The sequence below is a fragment of the Bradyrhizobium sp. KZN70725 genome (genome assembly GCF_055264925.1).
The window spans coordinates 30,199-55,149 of record NZ_JBUYWT010000019.1 but is presented as its reverse complement, the minus strand read 5'-3'; the positions used below and the strand labels follow the sequence as shown (position 1 = coordinate 55,149).

Genomic DNA, 24,951 nt, shown 5'->3' with positions numbered 1-24,951 from the left:
CTCACAAGCCGAGCGCCGTGCAGCACGCCATGCGGCTTTGCATTGCTGGAGGGAAACAACCATGCCGCAATTCATCCGAAATCCTGCTCATGCTGCGGGAATGACCCATTGCGCGATTCCGATCGTCCTCCTGAAGCTCACGACATTGCCGACAGCGGCGGCAGCCGCGCCCGACACCGTTTTCTTTCCGAGCGCCGACGGCAAGACCGAGATCGTCGGCTACCTGTTCAGGCCGCAAACGCCGGGCCCGTACCCTGCCATCGTGCTGCTGCACGGCCGCGGCGGCCCCTATTCGACCAACGTCAACAAGGACTGCACGCTGGTGTCGCGAACCAATCCGTCGGCGGCCTGCAATGCCGGCAGCCTGTCCAAGCGCCACGCGATGTGGCGACAGTATTGGGCCGACCACGGCTATTTCGCGCTGCTGCCGGACAGTTTTGGTCCGCGCGGCAAGGCGCACGGCTTCGGCCGCTACACGCATGACGATCCTGATCGCAGCGACGTCAATGAAAAGACCGTGCGGCCGCTCGACGCCGAGGGCGCGCTGAGCTGGCTGCGCAGCCAGAAGGAGATCAGCAGCAACCGCATCTTCCTGCAGGGATGGTCGAATGGCGGCAGCACCGCGCTGAACGTGATGCAGCGGCAAGGCGCGACGACGTCGGGGTATCGCGCCGCGCTCGTGTTCTATCCGGGCTGCGGGCCGGCCGCGCTGCTGGCGCAGACGCTCGGGTCGGCAGCACCGATCACGATGTTGCTCGGCACGGACGACGAGGAAGTATCGCCCGACCGCTGCCGGGACGTCGCCAGCCGCTCCGTTGCTGCCGGCAGCAAGATCGATGTCGTGGTTTATCCGGGTGCCACCCACGATTTCGACGATCCCGGCCGTCGCCGCCAGTCGAATCCCGCCAACAGCGCGGCGCTCCAGGACGCGATGGTGCGGGCGATTGCCGCAGTGGACGGCTTGAAGGATTAGGCCGCCGCAAATCGACCAGAAAGCACCCCTACCCGGGCCGGCGATCCAGCAAGGAACCGAGTCGCTTGGGCAGGAAACTGAAATACGCGGCAGCGGCGATCGTTGCCGTCGCCGCCGCAATCTACCTCAACAACACGAGCCTTCTCGCAACGCATGCCGGCGGCAAGCCGGTGCTGCTCGCCCATCGCGGCATGGCGCAGCGTTTCGACGAGCGCGACCTCAAGAACGACACCTGCACCGCGGCGCGCATGCTGCCGCCGACCCATGACTATCTCGAGAACACGATCCGCTCGATGCGGGCGAGCTTCGAGCGCGGCGCCGATATCGTCGAGCTCGACGTCCATCCGACGACCGACGGCGAGTTCGCGGTGTTTCACGACTGGACCGTCGATTGCCGCACCGATGGCCAGGGCGTCACCCGCGAACAGCCGATGGCGCGGCTGAAGATGCTCGATATCGGCTATGGCTACACGGCCGATGACGGCAAGACCTTCCCGTTCCGCGGCAAGGGCATCGGCCTGATGCCGTCGCTGGACGAGGTGCTTAAGACCTTTCCGGATCGCCGGCTCCTGATCAACGTCAAGAGCCGCGATCCCTCCGAAGGCGAGAAGCTCGCAACGGTCTTGAACCGGCTCGCCGCCGAACGGCGCAAGCTGATCATGGTTTATGGCGGCGACGAGCCGATCGAGACGATCCGGCGGCTTGCGCCGGAGACCCGAACCATTTCGCGCGCGACGCTCAAGAGATGCCTCGTCCGCTATATCGGCTATGGCTGGACCGGCATCGTGCCTGATGCCTGCCGCAACGCCATCGTGCTGGTGCCGATCAACTACGCGCCCTGGCTATGGGGATGGCCGGACCGCTTCCTCAACCGCATGGCCGCGGCCAACAGCGCGGTCTTCGTGCTCGGGCCTTATCAGGGCGGCGAATTCTCGACCGGGGTCGACGATGCCGACCTGTTCCGGCGCCTGCCCGAAAGCTATTCCGGCGGGATCTGGACCAACGAAATCGAGACCATCGCCCGCCTCGCCGGGCGTTAGATCCGGCCTCCTCCTGTCATCTCTCCGTCATAGAAATTGTGCGACTGAAGCGGCCCGTCGCATCGAGGACAACGCTATGAACGCACCGAGCCTGACCCGCCCCAAGATCGCCGAAACCGTCATCGAGCCGACGGTCAAGCTGCGCGAGGTCAGGGTCGGACGTTGCTGTGAGGTTCTCGGCGACACCGCGATCGAATACACCGAGCTTGGCGACTACTCCTATCTCGGCAGCGGCTGCATCGTCGCCGACGCCGTGATCGGCCGCTTCTGCGCGATCGCGGCGCAGGTCCGGATCGGCGCGCCCAATCATCCGCTCGAGCGCCCCTCCCAGCATCGCTTCACCTATTGTCCGGAATATTACACCGCCTCAGCCGAGCGCGATCATGACTTCTTCAGGAACCGACGCGCGGATCGCGTCGTGATCGGTAACGACGTCTGGATCGGCCACGGCGTGATCGTGCTGCCCGGCGTCACTGTCGGAGACGGCGCGGTGCTGGCGGCCGGCGCCGTGGTCTCGCGCGATGTCGCGCCCTACACCATCGTCGGCGGCGTGCCGGCCCGGCCGATCAAGGAGCGGTTCAACCGCAAGATCGCCGCCGAGCTGTCGCAGATCGCCTGGTGGAACTGGCCGGCTGAAACCCTCTGGGAGCGCCTGCCGGAATTCCAGTCCGGCGACGTCGAGGCGTTTTGCGCGCGATGGCGGACTTGAGCTAGCTCCGCAGTCCCGGCGCTTCCTGGCCGGTACGCGCGACATACTCAGTGTAGCCGCCGCCATATTGGTGGATGCCGTCAGGGGTCAGCTCCAGCACGCGGTTGGAAAGCGCGGCGAGGAAGTGCCGGTCGTGCGAGACGAACAGCATCGTGCCTTCGAACTCGGAGAGCGCTGATATCAGCATTTCCTTCGTGGCGAGATCGAGATGGTTGGTCGGCTCGTCGAGCACCAGGAAGTTCGGCGGATCGAACAGCATCTTGGCCATCACCAGCCGCGCCTTCTCGCCACCCGAGAGTACCCGGCACTTCTTCTCGACGTCGTCGCCGGAGAAGCCGAAGCAGCCGGCCAGCGCGCGAAGGCTGCCCTGGCCGGCCTGCGGAAACGCGTCCTCCAGCGACTGGAACACGGTGCGCTCGCCATCGAGCAGGTCCATCGCATGCTGGGCGAAATAGCCCATCTTGACGCTGCCGCCGACCGCGACCGCGCCGTCGTCGGGCTCGGTTGAACCGGCGACCAGCTTCAGGAGCGTCGACTTGCCGGCACCGTTGATGCCCATCACGCACCAGCGCTCCTTGCGACGGATCATGAAGTCGAGGCCGTCATAGATGCGCTTGCTGCCATAGGCCTTGTGGACGTTCTTCAGGCTGACGACATCCTCGCCCGAGCGCGGCGCCGGGTGGAACTCGAACGCCACGGTCTGCCGTCGCCGCGGCGGCTCGACCCGCTCGATCTTGTCGAGCTTCTTCACCCGGCTCTGCACCTGGGCTGCGTGCGAGGCGCGCGCCTTGAAGCGCTCGATGAACTTGATCTCCTTGGCGAGCATCGCCTGCTGCCGCTCGAACTGCGCCTGCTGCTGCTTGTCGGAGAGCGCGCGCTGCTGTTCGTAGAACTCGTAATTGCCGGAATAGGTGGTGAGCTGGCCGGCGTCGATCTCGACCACCTTGTTGATGATCCGGTTGATGAACTCGCGGTCATGCGAGGTCATCAGCAGCGCGCCCTCATAACCCTTCAGGAACTGCTCGAGCCAGATCAGGCTTTCGAGATCGAGATGGTTGCTCGGCTCGTCGAGCAGCATGACGTCCGGACGCATCAGAAGAATACGCGCAAGCGCGACGCGCATCTTCCAGCCGCCGGATAGTTTGCCGACGTCGCCGTCCATCATCTCCTGGCTGAAGCCGAGACCCGCCAGCGCCTCGCGCGCGCGGCCGTCGAGCGCGTAGCCGTCGAGCTCCTCGAACTGATGTTGCACCTCGCCATAGCGCGCGATGATGTCATCCATCTCGTCGGCCTTGTCGGGGTCGGCCATTGCGGCCTCGAGTTCCCTGAGCTCGGCCGCGACCACGCTGACGGGCCCAGCCCCATCCATCACCTCTGCGACCGCGCTGCGGCCGGACATCTCGCCGACATCCTGGCTGAAATAGCCGATCGAAATGCCGCGATCGAGCGAGACCTGGCCCTCGTCCGGGATTTCCCGGCCCGAGATCATCCGGAACAGCGTGGTCTTGCCGGCGCCGTTCGGCCCGACGAGGCCGATCTTCTCGCCCTTCTGGAGCGCCGCGGAGGCTTCGATGAAGAGGATCTGGTGGCCGACTTGCTTGGAGACGTTATCGAGGCGGATCATGCTCTAATACTGGGGAACTGAGGGTTTGCGGCCTCTTATTCGATCTGGGCCGTGGGTGGAAGCCCATTCCGCAGGTTCGTGCCGCGTTTCGTGCATGCCACGATCGTTGCCAATCGAATATGACATGAAGCGGTTCGACGATCGGTTTTGGGGCATCTTATGCAAGTCTGGTTTCTCTATCTGCTCGCGCTCGGCGCCGGCATCTGCGTCGCCGTTCAGCAGGTCCTGAACGGCAATCTCAGGTCCGCCCTCAACTCGCCGGCCTGGGCCGGGCTCGTCAGCTATCTCGGCGGGCTCGTGACGATGGCGGTCGTGCTGGTCGCGACGCGCGAGCCGGTGCCGTCCTGGAAGCTGGTGACGGCGGTGCCGTGGTGGGCCTGGAGCGGCGGCGTCCTCGGCGGCATCTTTATCCTGCTGATGATCCTGCTGCTGCCGCCACTCGGCGCCGCGACCCTGCTGGCACTGGTGGTTGCGGGTCAAATGCTCGCGGGCATCGCGATGGACCATTTTGGCCTGTTCGGGCTGGCGCAGCACCCGGTGTCGGTTTCACGGCTGGCCGGCATCGCGCTGATCATCGGCGGCGTGCTTCTGATCAAGGATTGACGGGCTCTCGTCAGGCGCGGCGCATCAGGCGCAATTCGGCGGACAGGCGAAGGCTGCGCTTGCCGGCCAGCGCGATGCCTTCGAGCTCGGCACCGTCCGCACGGCACGAACCGGCAAAACCGATGCCGACTTCATAACCGCCGAACACCGGGTACTCGCCCTTCGCCGGCGTATGCTCCTGGTTGACGATCTCGCCTCGCCAGCGGCCATCGGCCGACGAATACGAACCGAGATAGTAGAAGAACGCATCGCCGCCGAGGATGCGGCCGTCCATCAGCAGCATGACCCCGGTGAGCCCGGCATCGACCCCGTCGAGCGCGCGCAGATGGATCGAGTACAGTCCGTTGACGATGCCGCCGGGACCGACCGCCCCGCGCGGCGGCAAGGCCTCGTCGTCGAGCGGCGCCAAATTCGCCCAGAACACGCCGTCCGGCATGGCGTCAGCCTTGCCCTCGAGCAGGATGGTGGACCCCTCGCTCCTGCCGCGCACCTTGATGACGGTGACGTCGGCGCCCATCAGCGGCTTGAAGTTCGGATCGTCATTGTGGCGCTCGGTGATCACCTCGGCGGCGATCTCGCCTTCCGTCACCTGATAGGTGCCGAGATGGGCAAAGGCCGAATTGCCGCCCAGCATCTTGCCGTCATGCATGCACATGATGCTGCGGCCGAATGCGCCGTTGATGCCGTACTCGACCTTGTAAAGTCCGTTGAGCACGCAAAAATCCAAAAAATAAAATTGATTCTATTCGCCCCATAGCACCAGGCCGAGCGCCGCACCATTGCGTCTTTTGGCGCAGGCACGCCCGCAATGTCCGGGTGTGGACAGCAGCCGATTCGTCGCTTAGCTGTAGGCACCGCCCGCGTCGTGCTGCGTCACGCGGGATCCGGTCTGCCGGTTCTCTGATCTCCCAGTTCACTGTGTCCAAGCATTTGCGCATTCCGCCAATGGTCGCGCGGCCGCTCCGGCCTCGACACAGGCGAGGCTTCGAGGAGCATCACATGATCAATCGCTTTGGCCTGGCCGCCGCGCTGGCGCTGCTGCTCGGCAGCGGCGGCACAGCCCTGGCCCAGTCGCTGCCCGACTATATGGGGCCGATCTCCGGTAAGACCTCATCAACTCCGGCCGACGTCGCGACCAAGGACGTGCTCGCGCTCAACACCGGCATGTTCGAGCTCTATGGCGATGCGGCGCGGATCTTCCAGAAGAACATCCTCGACAAACACCCCGTGATCCTCGGCCTGTTCTCCGGCGCCGGCGGCCGCCTGATCCTGTACCGGCCAGGCAAGCCGCCGACCGAGGCGCCGCAGGTGCCGATCGTCTATCAGCTGCTCAAATCGGTCGGCCACAGCACGATGGCGCTGGCCGAAGTGGTCGGCCCCTATGTCAACAATCCCGACGACAAGGCATGGCGCGGGTCGATGCAGGCCTATCGCAGCCGGATGCAGTCGGCGCTCGACGGGCTCGATGCCACGCCCATGCAGGCGGACTGGCGCGACAACAACCGTGCCATCCTCAAGAACAACATCGCCTTCATGGATGAATGCCTCACCGCCGGCGCGATCCCCTTCGCGACGCTCGAGGCGTTCGGCAAGAAGCAGGCGCCGCTGCTCGCCAGGAACGTCGCCTGGGCCGCGCAGACCCAGGTCGCGCACTGGATGACGGTCATGGCCGACTGGAAATCCCAGCTCGGCGCCGACTGGGACAAGACCTACGGCGCGAGCAACACGATCTATGTGGCGCGGCAGAACAACGTGATCTTCAGCGTGCTGGCGCAGTTCTTCGGGCCTGACGCCATCAACAGCCGCCTGATGCTGATCGAGACGATCTCCTTCACCACGACGCCGTCGGACATGCTGGAATCGCTGACCCGGATCATCGCGGACCGCTCGGTCGGCGCGCTGTTCTTCGGCAGCTATCACCTGATGGACTATGAGCTGATGGGGGGCGACGCGCGCGAGGCGATCATCGCCGAGACCAGGAAGCGCGGCATGACCGCCTTCCTGCCGCCGCTGGTGCCGTTCGGTTCCAAGCAGTGGCCGACGCTGATCACGCCGGGTCCGGGACCGGCCACCATCGCCGACCTGAAGTGAGCCCAAAGCTACAAGTGAGGCAGCTACGACCTATTGCGGCGTTGCGGTTGCACTCGCTTTGCCGCAATACTTTCGCGTGTATTGCACCAATTATTAAACCCCGGCGCGATATGCCGTCGTCGAGGTGTCGATGAAAGATCAGACCATGCGGCCTTCGCGACGCGATTTCGTGAAGTGGTTGTCGGCAGGCGGCATCTCGGTCAGCCTGTCGCATCTGGCGCTGGCGAAGGAACCGGCTTTCGCGACCCGCGAGACGCTGCCCGGCCGCGGCCATTTCAACCCGGCGGAAAAGGGCGCCGGCCGTGTCGACGGCGTCGCCAAGGTCACCGGCGCAAAACTCTACGCGTCCGACTTCCGCGCCGCCGACATGCCGGGCTGGCCCGCGACCACCGCGCACGCCATCCTGGTCCGCGCCGATGACGCGACGCATGTCTATGCCGGCATGGACCTCGCCCGTCTCGATGGTCCGGCAAAGCCGTCGGTTATCGTAACCGCTGCCGATCTCGACCGGATCGGCACGCGGGTCCCGGAGTTCTACACCGGCGACCTGTTCTGCCCGGTCGGCAAGACGCCGCTCTATCTCGGACAACCGGTCGCGCTGTTGATCTTCGAGCAGTTCGACGCCTTCGACCGGGCGCGCCTCGCGCTGCGCGACGGCGGCTTCGTCAAATTCGGCGACGAGACCGGGCCGGTCATCCTGCCGAACTACGGCGCGTATCGCTTCACGCGCGTGGCTGGCGCCTCGCCTGACGCGCCCGACGTCTATTCGCCGATCCAAGCCGGTTGGGTTTCGCCGAGCCGCATCCAGAACGCGGCGCTGCCGGTCTGGCTGCCGCTCGCCAAGGAGACCAAGGCCGACTACGCCAAGGCCGCAGCCCATGGCGAAGCGATCCGCGCCCAACTCGCCAAGGACGATCCGACACAGCTCGTGCTCGACCGCGAGTTCGAGACCCAGTCGGTCGATCCGATGTTCCTGGAACCGGAGAGCGGGCTCGCCTGGTACAGCGACAACAGCGGCAATCTCGAACTGGTGCTCGGCGTGCAGTCGCCCTATGAGGCGACCGAGTCGATCGCCTTCATGCTCGGCAAGGCTCGTCCGCCGTTCCGGCCCTCGCACATCAACGCGCAGTTCGCCCATGTCGGCGGCGGCTTCGGCGGCCGCGACCATACCCCGTTCGTGCTTTACGTGGCGCTGGCGGCGATGTTCTTCCCGGGCCGGCCGGTGCGGCTGGCGCAGGACCGCTACCAGCAATTCCAGGGCGGCATCAAACGCCACCCGATCAAGATGCGCTCGCGGATCGGCATCGATCGCGCCAGCGGCAGGATCACGGCATTTGCCGCCGATCATGTGCTCGACGGCGGCGGGCTGGCCAACTTCTCGGCCAATGTCGCTGTCGTTGCCGCGACCGCCGCGATCGGCATCTACGACATCCCGAAAGTCGACGTCACCACCGTGGCGCTGCATTCGCGCGGCGTCACCGCAGGCTCGATGCGCGGCTACGGCACGCTGCAGACCATGACCGCGCTCGAAGTCCTGGTTGACGAGGCGGCGAGCGAGCTCAAGGTCGATCCGATCGCGTTCCGGCGCAACAATGCGCTGAAGCAGAACGGCCGGACCATGACCGGCAATCCCTACATCGTGTCGGTGCGCACATCAGACATCCTCGACAAGCTCGAGAAGCATCCGATCTGGCGGCAGCGCGCTGACTTCAAGCAGAAGGCGCCGGAGGGGCGGCTGGTCGGCACCGGCGTCGCCTGCGTCACCAAGGACTACGGCTCGGGCGCGGATTGCTCGCTCGGCCGGGTCGAGATCGACCCCGAGGGACGGATCGCGATCCACTGCGACCACGTCGAGATGGGCAACGGCGTCGGCACCGCGCTCGCCAACCGGGTGGCGAGCCATCTCGGCGCCGTCGCCGACGAGGTCGCGGTCTCCCGGGTCGACAGCTACGACGCGCTCGGGCTCGTCACCTCGGGCGATCCCTACACGATGGATCAGAAGACCCAGGATCTCGCCGAGAAGAACCCGCGCTGGGTGCCAGCGATCAGTTCGGCAACCAGCGCGTCGATCGGCGCCCATGTCGGCACGCACTCGTCGGCCGAGGCGGCCCGCGTCATCTTCCGCTTCGGCCTGTGGCCGGCGGCGCTCGAGCTCTGGCACATCGCCAAGGCCGATCCCCGCACCCGCCAATGGGACAAGGCGCACTGGAAGGATGGCCAGCTGGTGCTCGACGATCTCGCGCCGCTACCCTTGCCAAAGCTTGCCGCGACCGCGCATGCGCGCGGCTTCGTCACCGGCGCCATCGCGCACAGCTTCTCGCGCTGGGCCTGGTCGCGCGCCCGCTTCCCGCTGTTCGGCGAGCAGTACCGCGCCGAGATCGACGCGCTCGCTATTCGTCGCGGCCGGAGCCAGTTCGAGCGGATCGACCGAACAAGCGTGAAATTTCCACCGACCGACAACAACCGGATCGGCACCGCCTACACCTCGATGTGCGGCACGCTGGTCCGCGTCGAGATCGAGCGCGCGACCGGCAGCTTGCGCATCGCCAATGCCTACAGCGTGTTCGAATGCGGCCAGGCGCTGGTGCCTGAAGTGGTGCTCGGCCAGTCGCATGGCGGGTTCGCGATGGGCGTCGGCTACGCCCTGCTGGAAACCCTGCCGCCGTTCGAGGGCGGGCCCGGCAACGGGCAGTGGAATCTCGGCCAGTACCTGATCGCGCGCGGCTCCGACCTGCCGCTGCACGATCTCGAGATCGAGATGCTGCCGCCGCTGACGCCGGACGAGCCGCCGAAGGGCATGGCCGAGGTGGTGATGATCCCGATCGTGCCGGCGCTGCTCAACGCCATCAACGATGCCACCGGCCACCGCTTCCGCTCACTGCCGGTGACAACAAGCCTGCTCAAGGGAGCGCTGGCGTGACGATGCTCAACCTCACCATCAACGGCCAGAAGCACGGTCCGATCGAGGTCCGCGACGACCTCTCGATGAACGATTTCCTTCGGGAAATGCTCGGGATGACCGGCACCAAGTTCGGCTGCGGCGCCGCGCAATGCCTGAGCTGTGCCGTTATCATCGATAATCCCGACGGCACGAGCTACACCACCCCGACCTGCGTGGTGCCGGCGGCCAATTTCGACGGCAAGGCGATCCGCACCGTCGAGGGCCACGCCAGGGACGGCGAACTCTCGGCGTTGCAGCGCGCCTTCATCGACCACTTCGCGTTCCAGTGCGGCTATTGCACCGCCGGTTTCCTCAACGAAGGCCAGGTGCTGCTCGAACGGCTGGCGAAGACGCCGGTGGCGCGGGACCAGCTCGAGAGCGTCATTGCGGATGCGCTCGACGGCCATCTGTGCCGCTGCACCGGCTACATCAAGTATCATCAGGCGGTGCGCGACGTGATCCTCGCCGATTCCAAACGCTATCTGACCGCCAGCAAGTGAGCGCGCGAGCAATGCCATCGCAAACGCGGTTTCGGATCGTTGCGGTGCTGACGGCGCTCGCGACCAGCCTGTGCGCAGGCTACGCGGCGTCGGAAAGCGCGAGCCACGCCCTCGCCTCGCCGGAAAGCTTTGCCGGCATCGAGAATGTCGAGCAGCGCTCGGCGGCGATCTTCACCGAGCTCGGCAAGGTGTTGACGCATCCGCGCTGCACCAATTGCCATCCCGCCGGCGACAGCCCGCGGCAGGGCGACATCAGCCGCATGCATCAGCCGCCGGTGACGCGCGGTGCGGACGGCCACGGCAAGGACGCCATGCGCTGCTCGATCTGTCACCAGCACGCCAATTTCGACCCCGGTCGGGTGCCGGGACACCCGGAATGGCACCTTGCGCCGCGCGAGATGGCATGGGCCGGCAAGACCGTCGGCGAGATTTGCGCGCAGGTCCGCGACCCGGCGCGCAATGGCGGCCGCAAGGTCGAGGAGCTGATCGAGCATATCGGCAAGGACACGCTGGTGGGCTGGGCCTGGCATCCCGGCTTCGGCCGCGCACCGGCACCGGGCACGCAGGCGCAGGCCGGCGCGCTGGTCGAGGCCTGGGTGAAGACCGGCGCGGCCTGCCCAGTGCCTTAAGTCGCGCAACTCCGAACTAGTGGCGCTTGAAATACTGCACGTCGCGCTCGTGCTTCTCCGCCGCCGCGCGCGACTTGAAGGTGCCGAGATTGCGGCGCTTGCCGGTCTTCGGATTGACCTTGCGGGAATAGAGCCGGTACTCGCCGGAACTTAGTTTGCGGATCATCGCAACGCCTCGCCAATGCCTTTCGCATGTCAACGACATGCCGCGGAGAGCGTTCCAGTTCGGTTAGAAGCAGAGATTGGTCACGGCATTGCCGCGCTTGTCCTTGATGACATAGGGACAGCGGGCCCGCTCCAGCGCCTTCTTGGCATCCTCGTCGCCGAGCGCCGCCGCCCGCTCGTAATAAGCTTTCGCGGCATCGCTGTCCTTCGGCCCGCCGCGACCGGCCTGCGCGAAGGCGCCCATCCGCTCCAGCGCGCCCGGATGGTTCTGCGCAGCGGCCTTCTCGAACAGCGCCCGCGCGCCGACATCGTCCTGCGCGCCGCCCTGGCCTTCGGCCAGCATCATGCCGAGCTGGTACTGCGCTTCGGCATTGGTCTCGGCGGATTTGGCGAGCAATTCGCGCGCGCGTGCCGGATCAGCTGCCGCGCCGCCGCCGCCGAGCGCGGCGAGATTGCTGACGCCGCGCGCGTTGCCGGCCTGCGCCGCGCGCTCGAACAATTTGCGGGCCTGCGCCTCGTCTTTGGCAACGCCGGTGCCGTTGCCGTAGAGTACGCCGAGCTCGACCATCGCCGAGGTCGAACCCTTGTCGGCGGCCTTGCGCCAAGCGCTTGCGGCTTCCGCCGTCTGCCGGTTGGCGGCATAGGCCCGGCCGAGCTGGTACATCGCGCGGCGCGACGATCTTGCGGCCACCGCGCAGTACTTGATCGCGGTCGCGATGTCGGCCGACGCGATGTCGGGCACACCCTTCACGTCGGCCGGCTTGTCGGGATCGGTGGGATCGGCGGCGAGCCGGTCGCACAGCACGAGATCGGCGGATTGCGCGTGGGCGAGCACCGGCGCGGCCAGCGCAGCGACGACGACAATAGCTTGGAGAGGTCTGAACATGGGCGGCAGGTTGCGTCGCTGTGCGGGCAAATTCAAGGCTCAAGCCCGGTCTCGCGCAGCACCGGCGCCACATCGGCTGACGACAAATAGCGCAGCAGACGATCAGCCGCTTCCATGCGCTCCGACGTCGTCATACGGCCCGCGGAGAACACCGCCGGCGTCTGCAAACCCAGCGGAATTGGCCCGACCACCTCGATGCCATCGATCTGCTTCAACTCGCTGATCTGCTGGATCGCCAGGTCGGCTTCGCCAGTGACGAGCTTTTCCGCGGTGAAGCCCATCGGAATGATCACCGCCCGCGCGTTGATCGCCTCCACAATGCCGAGACGCTCGATCAGCTGCGCGAACAGGATGCCGCTGGCGCCGAGCCGCGAATAGGCCACCGCCCGCGCACCGAGCAGCGCCGCACGCAGCGCGGCTTCAGTCGCGATGTCGGGATGAGCCGCCCCCGCCTTCACCGCGACGCCGACATAGGAGCGCGCGAGATCAACGGCACTTTCCCGCGCAAAGCGGCCCTCGCCGATCATCTCGTCGAGGCCCTGGCGGGTCAGGATCACGAGATCGGAGCCCTCGCCGCCGCGCAGGCGTTCGAGTAGTGCCAGCGTCGGGGCGAAATCGGCATCGATCGCAACGCTGCTTGCCACCTGATAGGCCTCGGCAAGCCGCGCGACCGCGCCCTTCAGCGCCAGTGTCGAAAGAACGCGAACCGAATTGCCCATATGGCCTATGCCCGCCGCATCAGCTTGAGCGCGGCCGTGAGGCGCAGACTGCGCTTGCCGGCAAGCGCGGTCGCCTCCAGCACGGCGCCCTCGGCGTCGCAGGTCCCGGCAAAGCCGATGCCGACCTCATGGCCGCCAAAGATCGGGTTCTCGCCCACCGCCGAAGTGTGCTCCTGATTGAGGATCTGGCCCTTCCAGCGGCCTTTCTCGGAAGTGTAGGTGCCGAGATAGTAGAAGAAGGCGTCGCCGCCAAGGATGCGGCCGCTGTTCAGCAGCATCACGCCGGTGAGGCCGCCGTCGACCCCGTCGAGCACGCGGATGTGGATCGAATAGAGCCCGTTGATGACGCCGCCCTCGCCGACCCCGCCGGCGAGCGGGATGTCCCCCTCGGTGATCGGCGTCATCACCGACTGGAACGGCACGCCGGGCAACTCCTTCAGCTCGCCCTGGAAGCGGTAGAGCTCGCCGTCCGGCCGGCCCTTGGCGATCAGCGTCGCATCATCGGTGCCGGCCATCGCGCGGTAGTTCGGATCGGGGTTGTGGCGAACGGTCTGGATTTCGACCGCGACCTCGTCGCCGTCTTTCTCGTAGGTGCCGATATGGGCGAACGCCGAATTGCCGCCCAGCATCTTGCCATCGCCGACATACATCACGCCGCGGCCGACGGCGCCGCCGAGTTCGAACCGGACCTTGTAAAACCCCTCAAACAAGCGCCGCATCCCCGGCAGCCAAGATGCACCCGTTATCTAGCGCGCTTCATAACGCGGCGAAACCGCTTTCGGTGGAGAGCCGCCTGCAAACGCTGTCGTTAAAATGCAAAGGTCCGCCAAGGCAATCGCCCCAGCGGACCCTATTGCGGTACCGGATGGCTCCATCCGGGTCCGATAGCAGCTTAGGCCGCAGCCTTGGCGCCGGTCGGAACCTCGGAGATCGTCTTCAGGATCTGCGAAGCGATCTGGTAGGGGTCGCCTTGCGAGTTCGGGCGACGGTCTTCCAGATAGCCCTTGTAGCCGTTGTTGACGAAGGAGTGCGGAACGCGGATCGAGGCACCACGGTCAGCCACGCCGTAGCTGAACTTGTTCCAGGGCGCGGTCTCGTGCTTGCCGGTCAGGCGCTTGTCGTTGTCCGGGCCGTAGACGGCGATGTGATCCATCAGGTTCTTGTCGAAGGCCTTCATCAGGCTCTCGAAGTACTCCTTGCCGCCGACTTCGCGCATGTACTTGGTCGAGAAGTTGGCGTGCATGCCCGAGCCGTTCCAGTCGGTGTCGCCGAGCGGCTTGCAATGGAATTCGATATCGATGCCGTAGCTCTCGGTGAGGCGCAGCATCAGGTAGCGGGCCATCCACATCTGGTCAGCGGCGGTCTTGGAGCCCTTGCCGAAGATCTGGAATTCCCACTGGCCCTTCGCCACTTCGGCGTTGATGCCTTCGTGGTTGATGCCGGCGGCGAGGCAGAGATTGAGATGCTCTTCGACGATCTTGCGGGCGACGCTGCCGACGTTCTTGTAGCCGACGCCGGTGTAGTACGGGCCCTGCGGCGCCGGATAACCCTCTTCCGGAAAGCCGAGCGGACGGCCGTCCTTGTAGAAGAAGTATTCCTGCTCGAAGCCGAACCAGGCGCCTTCGTCATCCAGAACGGTGGCGCGCTTGTTCGAGACATGCGGCGTCTTGCCGTCGGGCATCATGACTTCGCACATCACCAGCACGCCGTTCTCGCGCGCGGCGTCGGGATAGCAGGCGACCGGCTTCAGCACGCAGTCAGAGCTGTGGCCTTCAGCCTGCTGGGTGGACGAACCGTCAAAGCCCCACAGCGGAAGCTGTTCGAGGGTCGGGAACGACGCGAATTCCTTGATCTGCGTCTTACCGCGCAGGCTCGGCGTCGGCGTATATCCGTCGAGCCAGATATACTCGAGCTTGTACTTGGTCATTGAACCTCTCTGTTGATGATGCAAAACCGTGAGGAACCGAAAGCCAGTCGGCCGCCGCACGCGTACCCGGCCACCATCGGCCGGCTCTTACTAAGCAATTAAAATGCCAGTCGCTGCACTGCGGCGGCCGCCCGGCCGCGGATGTCCACAGCGGAGATCGCATTTTTTTCTGCGACATAGCAGCGCGGCTGACATGCGCCGCGGTCAGTCAAAATCTTCTCCCAGCGCCCTCCGCCGCCCGTTTCTGCAGCAAATTCGGCTACGGCATCGCCTGCCGCTTAATGCGGCGGCAGGGCCATGTGACAGTTCGTGTCCAACGATCGGGTGCCCCGCAACCATCGTCGCGGCTCAAGCGTTGGTCAGCAGCATCCTGCCTCACAGGAAGCAAACCCGAATCTGCCCACGAATTGATCAAGCAATGACTATTTCTTGTTCACTTGCACCCCGCCCAGCCCGGGCCGATATCGAAAACACGGTAACCACACGCGAATGAGTCGGGCGCACCATGGAGGCTCGCTCCGGCCAAAGGAGACTTTGACATGATCACCACGGGCCAAAACCAAGGACCGATCCAGGGATCGGCAACGATCTATCAATTCCCAGCAGGAGGCCGCGCGGCTCTCGGCGGACGCCGCTACGGCGAGACGCGGACGGCGCTCGAACTCGCCGCTGAGGTAGAAACCTCGGCCTGCAGCGAGAGCTGGTACCATCAGGCGGCCATCGACGACGCCAAGCCGGGCCGCGATCACTGATGCCGATGCGATCGAGGGGCGCGACGCAAAAACGTCAGACAGCAGCAGAACAATAACAAGGGTCGGAACGCGAGCGTTTCGGCCCTTTTTTCATGCCAACTCGCATGCCGTCGCCGGCCGCCTCGCATGCCGGAGCCTGGCAAGCCCGGCCCGGCTGATCTCGAGCGTGACCCCGCCGCCCTTGTAGCGCGTGCCCGTCAGCGACAGGCGCTTCTTCAGCGTCACCGCCTTGCCGTCGAGTTGCAAATGCGCGCGCGTATCCCCGTTGAAGAACCCGGCAATGAATTGCGTGCCGTCGGCGCAGCGATAATTCCGGAAGGCGGACTGCGCCGACACGTTCGAGGAACCAAAGAGTTCGAAAAGAATTGCGCCGATGACAATGGCGCCCCCGCGATAAGTCATATTCTCCCCCCAACGGGCCGGTTATAGACCTGTCTGCGCCGCTATTCCTGCGCCAAGACCTCATCAGCTGCAACAGGCCCGCCCGATGTCCGAAGCCCCTGCCCGTCATCTCAATCTCGCCGGCGCCAGCAATTTTCGCGACCTCGGCGGCTACCAGACGCGCGACGGGCGGACGGTGCGCTGGCGCCAGATCTTCCGCTCCAACCATCTTGCGCATCTTACCGAGCAGGACGTCGCCGTGGTGCGCTCGCTCGGGGTCAGAAGCGCGTTCGATTTTCGCGGCGTCGCCGAGCGCGCCGAGGCGCTATGCGGCATGAGCGACGTCACCGTGCATTCGCTTCCCGTCGAGCCGACCGTGGTGGCTTCGCTGCGCGAGATCGCCAGCAACCGTCAGCTCTCGGAAGCCGATGCGATCGACGTGATGCGGGACTCCTACCGGGGCTATGTGCAGGACAACACCGCGCGCTACCGCACGCTGTTTGCCCATCTTTTGGAAGACCGCGCGCCGCTGGTGATCCACTGCACCGCCGGCAAGGATCGCACCGGCTTTGCCTGCGCGCTGATCCTGCACGCACTCGGCGTATCCGATCAGGTGATCGCGGACGACTATCTCCTGACCAACCGGTTCTACAAACGCGACCCGGCCCACAGCACCGAGCTGCCTGACGACGTCAAGCAGGTGCTCGGGACCGTGCGCGCGGCATTTCTGGAGGCTGCATTCGAGGCGATCGATGCCGACTATGGCAGCCTCGACGGTTATTTCCGCGAAGGCCTCGGGCTCGGCCAGGCCGAGCGCAAGGCGCTTGAAGGCCGCTATCTGCAGGCCTGATCAGTTCGCCCGACTTTTCGCCCGACTTTTCGAGCGACGTGCACACCGGTTCGCGTGAAGAAAATGCGGCTGAACCAAAAAAGCTCAGGCCGCTGCGGCCTCGAGCTCGAGTTCCGCATCGAGGTCGGCAATCACATCCTCGAACGCCGAGATCGCCTGCTGGATCGCGGCGATCTGCATCAATTCCCAGCTGCCCACTGGTCCCTTGCGGTTTTGCAGCGCCACCACGAGATCGCGCCGCTGCTCCTTAAGCTGAACCAGCGGTAAACCGTGATCCGGAAGATTTCCCATTCGCATAACCCCTACCTTGGCTGGAGTTCCGCTTCTAAGGAAAGGGTTCTGCAAACGACTTACAGAACTGCTGCAAATTTTATCCAACAGGCCCTACCCCGTAGTCTTACGTAGTCGGGCCGACGTCGTTGGGCTTACGTGATCGCCTCCGGTTTCAAGGCGTCGTCGATCGCGCCGAACAGCGACTGGGTTACGCAATTGGTCGCCCATTCGCTGGTATGAAGCAGCCCGCCATCGTCGAGCTCGGCGAGTGGAATCCCGTCATCGGTCCAGCGCTTCATCAGCGCGAAGCGGCTGAACAGATTCACCTTCTTGCTTGCAGTCACTTCGGCGATCATCGGCATGATCACGTTGGCGAGATTGAGCGCAGCTTCCGTACCGACGATCGCCTGCGTGTACTGGGAATCCATCACGACCACGTCAAGCGGAAGCGCAGCGAGCACGTCGAGCCCGGCCTCCAGCGCCGCACGCACCTCGGCCGGATTGTAGCTCTTGTAGACGGCGTTGGTGCCGACCTGCCAGATCACCAGCACCGGCGCCTCAGCCGTCACGTCGGACTCGATGCGCGAATATTCCTCCGGCGCCTCCTGCCCGCCGATCCCGCGATTGATCACGTCGATCATCCGGCCGAAGAAGCGTTGCCGCAGCAGCATCTCGAGCCGCGGCGGGAACGGCAGGATGTTGTCAGCGCCCGCGGTCGAGGACGATCCGAGCGCCACCAGCTTGATCTTGCGCTGATCCCGGAGCGCATCCGCGAAGTGCGGCAGCTTATGTCCGAACCTGACGAGATCGGGATGGGTTTCGCACGGTCTGGGTGTCGGCATAGCAAACATCCTTGAGGTGAATGAATTGATGAATGCGCGCAGTAGGCGGCGAAATTGGCGGCATTGCAAATGAATTCCGCCTGATCATAGTGGGCATTCGTTTGCTCGCGAATGCGGAGACCGCCATGCACGGAAAAGCCATCGTCATCACGGGCGCCCTTGGCGCGCTTGGCAAAGTGGTCGCCACAGAGGCGCTGGCGCGCGGCGCGCGCGTCGCCGGCATCGATCATGCCGCGTCAACGCTTGCGGCGACGGCCGACCATATGGAGCTGGGCGGTGTCGACCTCACCGACACGGCGCAGGCGACCGCCGCGATCGACAAGGCGGCCGCGCATTTCGGCCGGCTCGACGGGCTGATCAACATCGCCGGCGGCTTTACCTTCGAGGCGGTCGGCGACGGCGACCCGGCGACCTGGCAGCGCATGTATGCGATGAACGTGATGACGGCGCTCAACACCTCGCGCGCCGCTATCCCGCATCTCACCAAATCGGGCGCCGGACGGATCATCAATATCGGCGCACTCGGCGCCTTGCAGGCGGCCTCCGGCATGGGTCCCTATGCCGCCTCGAAGGCCGGCGTGCACCGCCTTACCGAGTCGCTCGCCGCGGAACTGAAGGGCAAGGTCACGGTCAACGCGGTGCTGCCCTCGATCATCGACACCGCAGCCAATCGCGCCGCGATGCCGAAGGCCGACATCTCCAAATGGGTGACGCCGAAGGAGCTCGCCCAGGTGATCCTGTTCCTCGCCAGCGATGCCGCGAGCGCCGTCACCGGCGCGCTGCTGCCGGTGAACGGGCGGGTTTAGATGCGCTCCCTCTCCCGGATGCCTTTCGGGTCGATCTGGCCGATGCCATATGCTCGTGATGACTACTGCAGAAGACATCGAAAAGGCCGTCGAACGGCTGCCTCCTCGTGAGCTGGCCCGCTTTCGCGCCTGGTTTGAAACGTTCGATGCCGAGCGTTTCGATGCAGCGATCGAACGGGACGCAAAGGCCGGGAAACTCGACGCCTTGGCGGACGAGGCTTTGGCAGCTTATCGCGCCGGACAGTCGCGCGACTTGTGAAGCACTCGGCCTCCCCCAAATTTTGGACTGCCTACGAATAACTACCCGTTGCAATCCGTGAGCTCGCCGACGCGAACTTTGCGCTGTTGAAGCGCAATTCACGTCATCCATCTCTACAATTCAAGAAGATCGGGCGATTTTGGTCCGTTCGGGCTGGCTTGCGCTATCGCGCGCTTGCCGTCGAAACAAACGAGGATACCTCTGGTTCTGGATCGGCTCGCACGCAGAATATGATCGCCTGATCAGCTGAGGCCGCGAGCGCGACTAGCATCGGCAGTTCAGTCCGCAACCAGCAGCCGCAGCTTCGACCGGAAGCGGATGCTCTGCTTGCCGGCGAGCGCCATGCCGTCACCTTCGGCTGTCTGGTCGGTGTAGGTGCCGGTAAATCCGATCGTGACCACCTTGCGTTCCCACACCGGGCGCTCGCCATAGGTCGGCGAATGCTCCTCGTTGGTGACCTCGCCCTTCCACTTGCCATCGGCTGCGGTGTAGCTGCCGTAGGCAAAGAAAAACGAGTCGCCGCCGCGCATCTGTCCGTCGCGCAGCACCATGACGCCCTGGTTGCCGCCATAGACGCCGTCGAGAAATTCGACGGTGATATGATAGAGCCCGTTCCGGATCATGAGCTGCGCCTGGTCCCGGTTCCGACAATAGCCGCACGGCCGTGTCTTGGGCAAATTCCAATCGCATCGGCGGGCGCAATTCCGCGCTATGCTGGCGCACCGAGTCGCGGCCGATGCCGCAGGAGCCTGCCTGTTGGAAACCGCGCTTTATCTGCCCGTCAAACGCTTCCTGGAAAAGCTCGGCTTCACGGTGAAGGGCGAGATCGGCGGCTGCGACCTCGTGGCGCTGAGCGGCGATGATCCACCGGTCGTCGTGGTCGGTGAACTCAAGCTCGCCTTCAATCTCGAACTGATCCTGCAGGCGGTCGATCGCGCCGGCGCCGCTGACGAGGTGTGGATCGCGGCCAAGGTGTCGGCCCGCGGCAAGGGCCGCGAGAGCGACGCGCGCTATCGTAATCTGTGCCGGCGGCTCGGCTTCGGCATGCTCGGTGTCACCGACCGCGGCGACGTCGAGGTGCTGGTGCCGCCGCCGACCGCGGCGCCCCGCCGCAATCCGAAGAAACGTTCACGGCTGATCACCGAGCACCAGAAGCGCAAGGGCGATCCCGCAATGGGCGGATCGACGCGGGCGCCGATCATGACCGCCTACCGGCAGCAGGCGCTGGCCTGCGCCTGTGCGCTTTCGGATGGGCCGCGGCGGGTGCGCGACCTCCGCGCGGATATTCCCGACGCCGGCAAGATCCTGCTGCATAATGTCTATGGCTGGTTCGATCGCGCCGAGCGCGGCATCTATGTGCTGACCGATGCCGGTCGCGCCGCGCTGAAGCGCTGGCCGCAGCAACAGATGAGTGCATCCGGGGCAGAAGCCATCCCGTAGAGCATGATCCGGAAAAGTGCGAAGCGGTTTTCCGAAAAGATCATGCTCAAACAAGAACCTAAAGTGCGATGATGACTTGGCTTCATCGCGCATTGGAGGGGGAAATCATGATCGTCGTCACCGGCAGCGTCACCGCCCGCCCCGACTCGTTCGACGAGGTGCGGCGGCTGAGCCTTGAACATGTTCATCGCTCGCGCACCGAGCCCGGCTGTATCTCCCACGCGGTCCACGTCGACTGCGAGAATTCGCTCAGACTGGTGTTCTTCGAGCAATGGGCCGACCGCGCCGCGCTGGCGGCGCATTTCGCGGTCCCTGCGTCACGCGATTTCGTCCGCTCGCTGCAATCTCTCGCGGCCGCGGCGACCACCATCGAACTTTATGACGCTCACAAGATTGAGAGACTCTAGCTGCATGGCTGGATTGCCATCTCACATTCATATTGCAATGCAACATTGGGGACCTTACGTATCTCTCGCGATTCAATGATGAGGCGGCGATGAGCGGAGACTGGAACACCAAGTATGGCACCCGGCGCGTGCGGCATGATCCGCCGACGCTGGAAGAAGCAATCTTCGCTGCCATCGGCATCACCGATGACGTGGAGGCCCAGGCCGAGATCGCGTCGGCCCTCATGGGGCTGCCCTATGACGACGTGCTCGCCGAGGTGAAGAAGACCGCGCGCGTCAGTGCCCGCACCGGCACGGCAACCCGTGTCATCGCCGGCGAACAGGGCGCGCAGCGCTCCGTGGTAGTCGAGCGCCGCGTGGTCCGCCGCTTTGCGACCGACAAGCGCACCGGCACCTGAGACGCACCATCCAATTGCTGAAAGAAAAAGCGCAATCCATTGAGTGGATTGCCCTTTTTCGTTTGATCTGGGATTCTTGTTGGACGCGTTTCCTTCACGCGAACTGGTATCCACTTCGCTTGGAAACGCTGCCGATTCAGGCCGCCCGGCCCCAGCCGGAGATCTGCATCACCATGCGCCAATACGCGCGGTTCATTTCGACGATCGCGTGCGCAGCCTCGACCGGCGTCACCGCGGCGACAGCCGGCGCCGCTTCGGGCTGCTGCTGCTCGCTCAGGTCGATGCTGCCGGTCGACTCGCCATGACGGAAGGTCAGCTGGGCACCGAACTTGGTGGCGAGCGCCCGCATCGCATCGTTCTGTGCGCCAGTGGTGATGCGCAGGCTGCCGTAGCCCTTGGCGTGCGCCTCGGCGATCAGCTTGCGGAACAGGGTGCTGCCGACGCCCTTCCGCCGCGCCGACCGCTCGACGCTGAAAGCGATCTCGGGCTGGGCATCCGGTGACTGCTCCGGCGGATGCAACTCGGCCGCGCCGCGGACCACGCCGTCCTCGAAATAGGCGATGATGACCGTGCCGTCATTGGCGCAGCGCTCGGCGTAGCGGCGGATGAAACTGTCGTCGATGAAGCCATGAAAACGATCATGACGGCTGGTGCGATCCAGCCGCAGCAGGTGATCGCGCAGCAGCGGAAGCTCTTCCTGCTGGCTCAACGTCCGCACGGTGCCCTTGGCGGCCGTCGAACGAATGGAATCATAGTTCATTTCATAACTCCTCTTGGTAGCCCTCGAGGAGGCGTCGAGTCCCTAGCAACCCCTATATTGTGCGACGCACCATAAAATTCAAGCGCCAAGATTCATTCAATTAAGGCATGTGGTGATTGGTAAATCACATTATCGCCCCATCATAGTACCAGCTGTGTCTGGGTCACCACCGCGACCAGCTTGCCGTCTTCGGTCTCCAGCCTGGTCTGCCACACCTGGGTCCGCCGCCCGCGGTGAACCGGTGTTGCGGTCGCAATCACGGTCGTCCCCTCCTTGGCGCCGCCGATGAAGTTGGTCTTGCTCTCCAGCGTCGTGGTGCCCTTGGCGTCCCCAGGCAGGTTGATCACGGTCGCGGCGGCGCCGACCGAGTCCGCAAGGGCCATCACCGCGCCGCCATGGATCGTGTTGCGGAGGGTGCAGAGGTCCGGCCGCACCACCATTTTCGCGACCACCCGGTCCTGATCGGCCTCGATGAACGTAACGCCCTTCAGTTCCGCAAACGGCATCTTCATCGACTGGATCTTTTCGAGCGGCGTCATGGGCACTCCCTGCTTTGTGGCCTTCTTCGAGGTTGAGATCGGGCATGATGGATTGCCAGAGCGGGCCCGGCAATGACGTCTGAGGTAATGGCGCGAATGACGTCATGACATCAGTGACAATGTGCCTCGGAGCCTGCATACCGCCTGCCATGCGCGACTTCCCTCCCCGTCGGATCGTCTGCCTGACCGAAGAGACGGTCGAGACGCTCTATCTGCTCGGCGAGCAGGACCGCATCGTGGGCGTCTCCGGCTACGCGGTGCGGCCACCGCAGGTCCGCCGCGAGAAGCCGCGCGTGTCGGCGTTCATCTCCGCCGACATGCCAAAGATCCTGGCGCTCGACCCCGATCTGGTGCTCGCCTTCTCCGATCTGCAGGCCGACATCGTCGCCGATCTCGTGCGCGCCGGCGTCGCCGTCCACGTCTTCAACCAGCGCGACGTCGCCGGCATCCTCGCGATGATCCGCAGTCTGGGCGCAATGGTCGGTGCCGCCGACCGCGCCGATCGGCTCGCGCAAAACCTCGAACAACGGCTGGCGACGATCGCGGCAACGCCGCGTCCGGCACCGCGGCCAAAGGTCTATTTCGAGGAATGGGACGATCCGCTGATCAGCGGCATCGGCTGGGTGTCCGAACTGACCGAGATCGCCGGCGGCGAGGACGCGCTGCCGCATTTGTGCGTTCACAAGGCGGCCAGGGATCGCATCGTCACGCCTGACGCGGTGCGCGCGGCGATGCCCGACGTGATCCTGGCGTCCTGGTGCGGCAAGAAGGTCGTGCCCGACCGCATCCGCAAGCGTGAGGGCTGGAGCGAAATCCCGGCGGTGCGCAACGACCGCATCGTCGAGATCAAGTCGCCCATCATCCTGCAGCCCGGCCCCGCGGCGTTGACTGACGGGCTCGATGCGATCGTGAAGGCGTTGTGGGCGGAGCGCTGAAACCTCCAGCGTCGTCCCGGCGCAGGCCGGGACCCATACTCCGCGGCTAATGTTGTGATCGGGACTCGTCCTCGCAGCGCTGCACAACAAGCAAGATTTGTGGTTATGGGTCCCGGCCTGCGCCGGGACGACAGCGAATTTGTTGCGCAATCACGCACAAGACTATGATTGCAATGGCATAGGGAGAACGAAGCTACGCCTTCTCTACGCCGCACCATTCCGCGATGAACAGCGCCATCGCCTTGGTCGCTTTCCGCAGCGACTCCAGTTCGACATATTCGTTGAAGCCGTGCATCGCCGCGCCGGTGGCGCCGAAGCAGAGGCTCGGGATGTTGTGGTTCAAACCGTAGAAGCGCGTGTCGGTCAACGCGGTGAAGGCGCGGTCTTCCACAGCGCCGCCATAGACGACCGAGTGCGCCTTGGCGAAGGCAGCTTCCGGTGCCTCGGAGTTCACCAACTCGTAGCCTTCCGACAGGAAGCCCGACCATTCGACCTGCGGCGGATTGTTGGAGAGGAAGCGATGATCGCGCGCCGCCGCCGACACGCAGGCCAGAATCTCCTTCTGGCACTCGGCGATCGACCAGCCCGGCAAGACCGCGATGCGGCAGTCGACGTCGCACCAGGCCGGCACGCTGGAGGCCCAGTCGCCTCCCTTGATGATGCCCGGATTGAAGTTGATCGGGTGATTGACGCCCTTGAAATGGCGGTCGGCCTTGGCGCGCTCGTTCCAGGCGATCTCGAGCTTCTCCAGCGCATGCACCAGATGATACGTCGCCATGATCGCGTTCGAGCCCGCGCCGGCCTCGAACACATGCACCGGGAAACCGCGCACCTTCAGGCGGAACCAGATCACGCCGACCTGCGAGCGGATCATCTTGCCGTTGGTCGGCTCCGGGATGAAGCAGGCATCGGCGCGATAGCCGCGCTGCAAGGTCGAGAGCGCGCCGACGCCGGTGCTCTCCTCCTCGATCACGGACTGGAAGTGAATCCGCGCCGTCGGCTTCAGGCCGGCCTTCCTGATCGCATCCAGCGCATAGAGCGCGGCGATGGTGCCGGACTTCATGTCGCAGGCGCCGCGGCCATACATCCTGCCGTCCTTGATGACGGGCGAGAACGGCGGCGTCTCCCACATCTCGAGCGGACCGGTCGGCACGACGTCGCAGTGGCCCTGCAGGATCAGCGATTTGCCGGCATTGCTGGCCGGGCGGTAGGTGCCGACCACCGTGCGTGCCTTCGAGAAATCATGCTCGATCGGGCCGAAGCCGCGCAAATCCTTGAGCTCGTCGAGATTGATGTGCCAGTCGTCGACCTCGTAGCCGCGCTCGCGCAGGAGATCGCCGATCATGTCCTGGCACGGCCCCTCGGCGCCGCGGGTCGAGGGGATCGCGACGAAGGCCTGCGTCGTCGCAAGCTGCGCATCGAATCCCTCATCAACAGCGGCAAGGATTCGTTGTTGCGTCTCGGCAGTCATGCTTTGGCTCCATCGGGAAAACAGATCAGGC

30 protein-coding genes are annotated in these 24,951 nt (G+C 64.9%); 16 read left to right on the top strand and 14 right to left on the bottom strand.

Going from position 1 to position 24,951, the window contains the following annotated elements; all coding sequences use genetic code 11:
- Positions 1–61 precede the first annotated feature (61 nt).
- The 3 genes from ACZBJS_RS19770 (at position 62) to ACZBJS_RS19760 (ending at position 2,722) form a co-directional block, all read left to right on the top strand.
- The gene (locus ACZBJS_RS19770; RefSeq protein WP_463439036.1) at positions 62–973 is read left to right on the top strand and encodes a dienelactone hydrolase family protein; all 912 of its coding nucleotides are present in this window, start codon (positions 62–64) and stop codon (positions 971–973) included.
- 65 nt (positions 974–1,038) lie between these two features.
- The gene (locus ACZBJS_RS19765; RefSeq protein WP_168857004.1) at positions 1,039–2,013 is read left to right on the top strand and encodes a glycerophosphodiester phosphodiesterase family protein; all 975 of its coding nucleotides are present in this window, start codon (positions 1,039–1,041) and stop codon (positions 2,011–2,013) included.
- 76 nt (positions 2,014–2,089) lie between these two features.
- Entirely contained in the window at positions 2,090–2,722 is a 633-nt protein-coding gene (locus tag ACZBJS_RS19760) for a DapH/DapD/GlmU-related protein (RefSeq protein ID WP_253608874.1), read from the top strand.
- Between the two features lies 1 nt (position 2,723).
- Here ACZBJS_RS19760 and ACZBJS_RS19755 read toward each other — a convergent pair whose 3' ends face one another.
- Entirely contained in the window at positions 2,724–4,346 is a 1,623-nt protein-coding gene (locus tag ACZBJS_RS19755; protein WP_316395818.1) for an ABC-F family ATP-binding cassette domain-containing protein, read from the bottom strand.
- A 159-nt stretch (positions 4,347–4,505) separates the two neighbouring features.
- On the opposite strand from ACZBJS_RS19755, the gene ACZBJS_RS19750 reads away from it, so the two are divergent.
- Positions 4,506–4,949: a DMT family transporter gene (locus tag ACZBJS_RS19750; RefSeq protein WP_016843015.1), complete on the top strand. Its 444-nt coding sequence runs from the start codon at positions 4,506–4,508 to the stop codon at positions 4,947–4,949.
- A 10-nt stretch (positions 4,950–4,959) separates the two neighbouring features.
- Here ACZBJS_RS19750 and ACZBJS_RS19745 read toward each other — a convergent pair whose 3' ends face one another.
- A complete protein-coding gene (locus tag ACZBJS_RS19745; protein ID WP_092086343.1) occupies positions 4,960–5,664 on the bottom strand; it encodes a GrlR family regulatory protein in 705 nt (234 codons plus the stop codon).
- A 284-nt stretch (positions 5,665–5,948) separates the two neighbouring features.
- On the opposite strand from ACZBJS_RS19745, the gene ACZBJS_RS19740 reads away from it, so the two are divergent.
- The 4 genes from ACZBJS_RS19740 to ACZBJS_RS19725 all read left to right on the top strand — a co-directional run bounded on the left by ACZBJS_RS19740 (position 5,949) and on the right by ACZBJS_RS19725 (position 11,110).
- The gene (locus tag ACZBJS_RS19740; protein WP_316395819.1) at positions 5,949–7,040 is read left to right on the top strand and encodes a hypothetical protein; all 1,092 of its coding nucleotides are present in this window, start codon (positions 5,949–5,951) and stop codon (positions 7,038–7,040) included.
- A gap of 145 nt (positions 7,041–7,185) precedes the next feature.
- Complete coding sequence (locus ACZBJS_RS19735) at positions 7,186–9,960, top strand: xanthine dehydrogenase family protein molybdopterin-binding subunit (protein WP_316395845.1); 2,775 nt, start codon at positions 7,186–7,188, stop codon at positions 9,958–9,960.
- Entirely contained in the window at positions 9,957–10,481 is a 525-nt protein-coding gene (locus ACZBJS_RS19730; RefSeq protein WP_316395820.1) for a (2Fe-2S)-binding protein, read from the top strand. Before ACZBJS_RS19735 ends, ACZBJS_RS19730 begins: the two co-directional genes overlap by 4 nt.
- Positions 10,482–10,492: 11 nt before the next feature.
- On the top strand, positions 10,493–11,110 hold the full coding sequence (locus tag ACZBJS_RS19725) for an Isoquinoline 1-oxidoreductase subunit (protein WP_316395821.1): 618 nt from the start codon (positions 10,493–10,495) through the stop codon (positions 11,108–11,110).
- Positions 11,111–11,126: 16 nt separating this feature from the next.
- Here ACZBJS_RS19725 and ACZBJS_RS19720 read toward each other — a convergent pair whose 3' ends face one another.
- The 5 genes from ACZBJS_RS19720 to ACZBJS_RS19700 form a co-directional block, all read right to left on the bottom strand.
- Positions 11,127–11,276 (bottom strand): hypothetical protein, encoded by a 150-nt coding sequence (locus ACZBJS_RS19720; RefSeq protein WP_092086355.1) that lies wholly within the window; start codon positions 11,274–11,276, stop codon positions 11,127–11,129.
- A 63-nt stretch (positions 11,277–11,339) separates the two neighbouring features.
- A complete protein-coding gene (locus tag ACZBJS_RS19715; protein ID WP_141340479.1) occupies positions 11,340–12,161 on the bottom strand; it encodes a tetratricopeptide repeat protein in 822 nt (273 codons plus the stop codon).
- Positions 12,162–12,193: 32 nt separating this feature from the next.
- Positions 12,194–12,880: a substrate-binding domain-containing protein gene (locus ACZBJS_RS19710; protein WP_316395823.1), complete on the bottom strand. Its 687-nt coding sequence runs from the start codon at positions 12,878–12,880 to the stop codon at positions 12,194–12,196.
- 5 nt (positions 12,881–12,885) lie between these two features.
- Positions 12,886–13,590 (bottom strand): GrlR family regulatory protein, encoded by a 705-nt coding sequence (locus ACZBJS_RS19705; protein WP_316395824.1) that lies wholly within the window; start codon positions 13,588–13,590, stop codon positions 12,886–12,888.
- Between the two features lie 182 nt (positions 13,591–13,772).
- Positions 13,773–14,807, bottom strand: a complete 1,035-nt coding sequence (locus tag ACZBJS_RS19700) for a glutamine synthetase beta-grasp domain-containing protein (RefSeq protein ID WP_024581543.1) — start codon at positions 14,805–14,807, stop codon at positions 13,773–13,775.
- 539 nt (positions 14,808–15,346) lie between these two features.
- Here ACZBJS_RS19700 and ACZBJS_RS19695 point away from each other — a divergent pair.
- On the top strand, positions 15,347–15,559 hold the full coding sequence (locus tag ACZBJS_RS19695; protein ID WP_051002896.1) for a DUF2735 domain-containing protein: 213 nt from the start codon (positions 15,347–15,349) through the stop codon (positions 15,557–15,559).
- A gap of 90 nt (positions 15,560–15,649) precedes the next feature.
- Here the strand turns inward: ACZBJS_RS19695 and ACZBJS_RS19690 are convergent, their stop codons facing one another.
- Positions 15,650–15,961 carry an MliC family protein gene (locus ACZBJS_RS19690; RefSeq protein ID WP_057019926.1) on the bottom strand — a complete coding sequence of 104 codons (312 nt, stop codon included), beginning with the start codon at positions 15,959–15,961 and terminating at the stop codon, positions 15,650–15,652.
- Between the two features lie 85 nt (positions 15,962–16,046).
- On the opposite strand from ACZBJS_RS19690, the gene ACZBJS_RS19685 reads away from it, so the two are divergent.
- Positions 16,047–16,790 carry a tyrosine-protein phosphatase gene (locus ACZBJS_RS19685; protein ID WP_076832061.1) on the top strand — a complete coding sequence of 248 codons (744 nt, stop codon included), beginning with the start codon at positions 16,047–16,049 and terminating at the stop codon, positions 16,788–16,790.
- 84 nt (positions 16,791–16,874) lie between these two features.
- On the opposite strand, the gene ACZBJS_RS19680 is transcribed toward ACZBJS_RS19685, so the two are convergent.
- Complete coding sequence (locus ACZBJS_RS19680) at positions 16,875–17,081, bottom strand: hypothetical protein (protein WP_035634033.1); 207 nt, start codon at positions 17,079–17,081, stop codon at positions 16,875–16,877.
- 134 nt (positions 17,082–17,215) lie between these two features.
- A complete protein-coding gene (locus ACZBJS_RS19675) occupies positions 17,216–17,905 on the bottom strand; it encodes an SGNH/GDSL hydrolase family protein (protein WP_463439035.1) in 690 nt (229 codons plus the stop codon).
- Positions 17,906–18,030: 125 nt separating this feature from the next.
- On the opposite strand from ACZBJS_RS19675, the gene fabG reads away from it, so the two are divergent.
- A complete protein-coding gene (gene fabG, locus ACZBJS_RS19670; RefSeq protein WP_316395826.1) occupies positions 18,031–18,711 on the top strand; it encodes a 3-oxoacyl-ACP reductase FabG in 681 nt (226 codons plus the stop codon).
- A 49-nt stretch (positions 18,712–18,760) separates the two neighbouring features.
- Positions 18,761–18,970, top strand: a complete 210-nt coding sequence (locus tag ACZBJS_RS19665) for a hypothetical protein (RefSeq protein ID WP_371852171.1) — start codon at positions 18,761–18,763, stop codon at positions 18,968–18,970.
- 278 nt (positions 18,971–19,248) lie between these two features.
- Here the strand turns inward: ACZBJS_RS19665 and ACZBJS_RS19660 are convergent, their stop codons facing one another.
- Positions 19,249–19,593 carry a hypothetical protein gene (locus ACZBJS_RS19660; protein WP_316395827.1) on the bottom strand — a complete coding sequence of 115 codons (345 nt, stop codon included), beginning with the start codon at positions 19,591–19,593 and terminating at the stop codon, positions 19,249–19,251.
- A gap of 133 nt (positions 19,594–19,726) precedes the next feature.
- Between ACZBJS_RS19660 and ACZBJS_RS19655 the strand changes: the two genes are divergently transcribed.
- The 3 genes from ACZBJS_RS19655 (at position 19,727) to ACZBJS_RS19645 (ending at position 21,215) form a co-directional block, all read left to right on the top strand.
- Positions 19,727–20,410 carry a DUF2161 domain-containing phosphodiesterase gene (locus ACZBJS_RS19655; protein WP_057020059.1) on the top strand — a complete coding sequence of 228 codons (684 nt, stop codon included), beginning with the start codon at positions 19,727–19,729 and terminating at the stop codon, positions 20,408–20,410.
- 107 nt (positions 20,411–20,517) lie between these two features.
- Positions 20,518–20,817, top strand: coding sequence for a putative quinol monooxygenase (locus ACZBJS_RS19650; protein ID WP_076832055.1), 300 nt, complete (start codon positions 20,518–20,520; stop codon positions 20,815–20,817).
- A gap of 89 nt (positions 20,818–20,906) precedes the next feature.
- On the top strand, positions 20,907–21,215 hold the full coding sequence (locus ACZBJS_RS19645; RefSeq protein WP_016843036.1) for a hypothetical protein: 309 nt from the start codon (positions 20,907–20,909) through the stop codon (positions 21,213–21,215).
- Between the two features lie 136 nt (positions 21,216–21,351).
- On the opposite strand, the gene ACZBJS_RS19640 is transcribed toward ACZBJS_RS19645, so the two are convergent.
- Positions 21,352–21,975, bottom strand: a complete 624-nt coding sequence (locus tag ACZBJS_RS19640) for a GNAT family N-acetyltransferase (protein ID WP_141340474.1) — start codon at positions 21,973–21,975, stop codon at positions 21,352–21,354.
- Positions 21,976–22,115: 140 nt separating this feature from the next.
- Positions 22,116–22,514: a PaaI family thioesterase gene (locus ACZBJS_RS19635; RefSeq protein WP_057019919.1), complete on the bottom strand. Its 399-nt coding sequence runs from the start codon at positions 22,512–22,514 to the stop codon at positions 22,116–22,118.
- Positions 22,515–22,663: 149 nt separating this feature from the next.
- Here ACZBJS_RS19635 and ACZBJS_RS19630 point away from each other — a divergent pair, with 149 nt between their 5' ends.
- The gene (locus ACZBJS_RS19630; protein ID WP_316395829.1) at positions 22,664–23,449 is read left to right on the top strand and encodes a cobalamin-binding protein; all 786 of its coding nucleotides are present in this window, start codon (positions 22,664–22,666) and stop codon (positions 23,447–23,449) included.
- A 193-nt stretch (positions 23,450–23,642) separates the two neighbouring features.
- Here the strand turns inward: ACZBJS_RS19630 and ACZBJS_RS19625 are convergent, their stop codons facing one another.
- Positions 23,643–24,920, bottom strand: a complete 1,278-nt coding sequence (locus tag ACZBJS_RS19625; protein WP_463439034.1) for an ArgE/DapE family deacylase — start codon at positions 24,918–24,920, stop codon at positions 23,643–23,645.
- Positions 24,921–24,951: the final 31 nt, after the last annotated feature.

Excerpts from the sequence above, each read along its gene's own strand:
- ACZBJS_RS19770 (WP_463439036.1), top strand. The coding sequence starts at position 62 with ATGCCGCAATTCATCCGAAATCCTGCTCATGCTGCGGGAATGACCCAT.
- ACZBJS_RS19760 (WP_253608874.1), top strand. The coding sequence starts at position 2,090 with ATGAACGCACCGAGCCTGACCCGCCCCAAGATCGCCGAAACCGTCATC.
- ACZBJS_RS19755 (WP_316395818.1), bottom strand. The coding sequence starts at position 4,346 with ATGATCCGCCTCGATAACGTCTCCAAGCAAGTCGGCCACCAGATCCTC.
- ACZBJS_RS19750 (WP_016843015.1), top strand. The coding sequence starts at position 4,506 with ATGCAAGTCTGGTTTCTCTATCTGCTCGCGCTCGGCGCCGGCATCTGC.
- ACZBJS_RS19740 (WP_316395819.1), top strand. The coding sequence starts at position 5,949 with ATGATCAATCGCTTTGGCCTGGCCGCCGCGCTGGCGCTGCTGCTCGGC.
- ACZBJS_RS19735 (WP_316395845.1), top strand. The coding sequence starts at position 7,186 with ATGCGGCCTTCGCGACGCGATTTCGTGAAGTGGTTGTCGGCAGGCGGC.
- ACZBJS_RS19725 (WP_316395821.1), top strand. The coding sequence starts at position 10,493 with ATGCCATCGCAAACGCGGTTTCGGATCGTTGCGGTGCTGACGGCGCTC.
- ACZBJS_RS19720 (WP_092086355.1), bottom strand. The coding sequence starts at position 11,276 with ATGATCCGCAAACTAAGTTCCGGCGAGTACCGGCTCTATTCCCGCAAG.
- ACZBJS_RS19715 (WP_141340479.1), bottom strand. The coding sequence starts at position 12,161 with ATGTTCAGACCTCTCCAAGCTATTGTCGTCGTCGCTGCGCTGGCCGCG.
- ACZBJS_RS19710 (WP_316395823.1), bottom strand. The coding sequence starts at position 12,880 with ATGGGCAATTCGGTTCGCGTTCTTTCGACACTGGCGCTGAAGGGCGCG.
- ACZBJS_RS19700 (WP_024581543.1), bottom strand. The coding sequence starts at position 14,807 with ATGACCAAGTACAAGCTCGAGTATATCTGGCTCGACGGATATACGCCG.
- ACZBJS_RS19695 (WP_051002896.1), top strand. The coding sequence starts at position 15,347 with ATGATCACCACGGGCCAAAACCAAGGACCGATCCAGGGATCGGCAACG.
- ACZBJS_RS19690 (WP_057019926.1), bottom strand. The coding sequence starts at position 15,961 with ATGACTTATCGCGGGGGCGCCATTGTCATCGGCGCAATTCTTTTCGAA.
- ACZBJS_RS19685 (WP_076832061.1), top strand. The coding sequence starts at position 16,047 with ATGTCCGAAGCCCCTGCCCGTCATCTCAATCTCGCCGGCGCCAGCAAT.
- ACZBJS_RS19680 (WP_035634033.1), bottom strand. The coding sequence starts at position 17,081 with ATGGGAAATCTTCCGGATCACGGTTTACCGCTGGTTCAGCTTAAGGAG.
- ACZBJS_RS19675 (WP_463439035.1), bottom strand. The coding sequence starts at position 17,905 with ATGCCGACACCCAGACCGTGCGAAACCCATCCCGATCTCGTCAGGTTC.
- fabG (WP_316395826.1), top strand. The coding sequence starts at position 18,031 with ATGCACGGAAAAGCCATCGTCATCACGGGCGCCCTTGGCGCGCTTGGC.
- ACZBJS_RS19665 (WP_371852171.1), top strand. The coding sequence starts at position 18,761 with ATGCTCGTGATGACTACTGCAGAAGACATCGAAAAGGCCGTCGAACGG.
- ACZBJS_RS19660 (WP_316395827.1), bottom strand. The coding sequence starts at position 19,593 with ATGATCCGGAACGGGCTCTATCATATCACCGTCGAATTTCTCGACGGC.
- ACZBJS_RS19650 (WP_076832055.1), top strand. The coding sequence starts at position 20,518 with ATGATCGTCGTCACCGGCAGCGTCACCGCCCGCCCCGACTCGTTCGAC.
- ACZBJS_RS19645 (WP_016843036.1), top strand. The coding sequence starts at position 20,907 with ATGAGCGGAGACTGGAACACCAAGTATGGCACCCGGCGCGTGCGGCAT.
- ACZBJS_RS19640 (WP_141340474.1), bottom strand. The coding sequence starts at position 21,975 with ATGAACTATGATTCCATTCGTTCGACGGCCGCCAAGGGCACCGTGCGG.
- ACZBJS_RS19635 (WP_057019919.1), bottom strand. The coding sequence starts at position 22,514 with ATGACGCCGCTCGAAAAGATCCAGTCGATGAAGATGCCGTTTGCGGAA.
- ACZBJS_RS19630 (WP_316395829.1), top strand. The coding sequence starts at position 22,664 with ATGCGCGACTTCCCTCCCCGTCGGATCGTCTGCCTGACCGAAGAGACG.
- ACZBJS_RS19625 (WP_463439034.1), bottom strand. The coding sequence starts at position 24,920 with ATGACTGCCGAGACGCAACAACGAATCCTTGCCGCTGTTGATGAGGGA.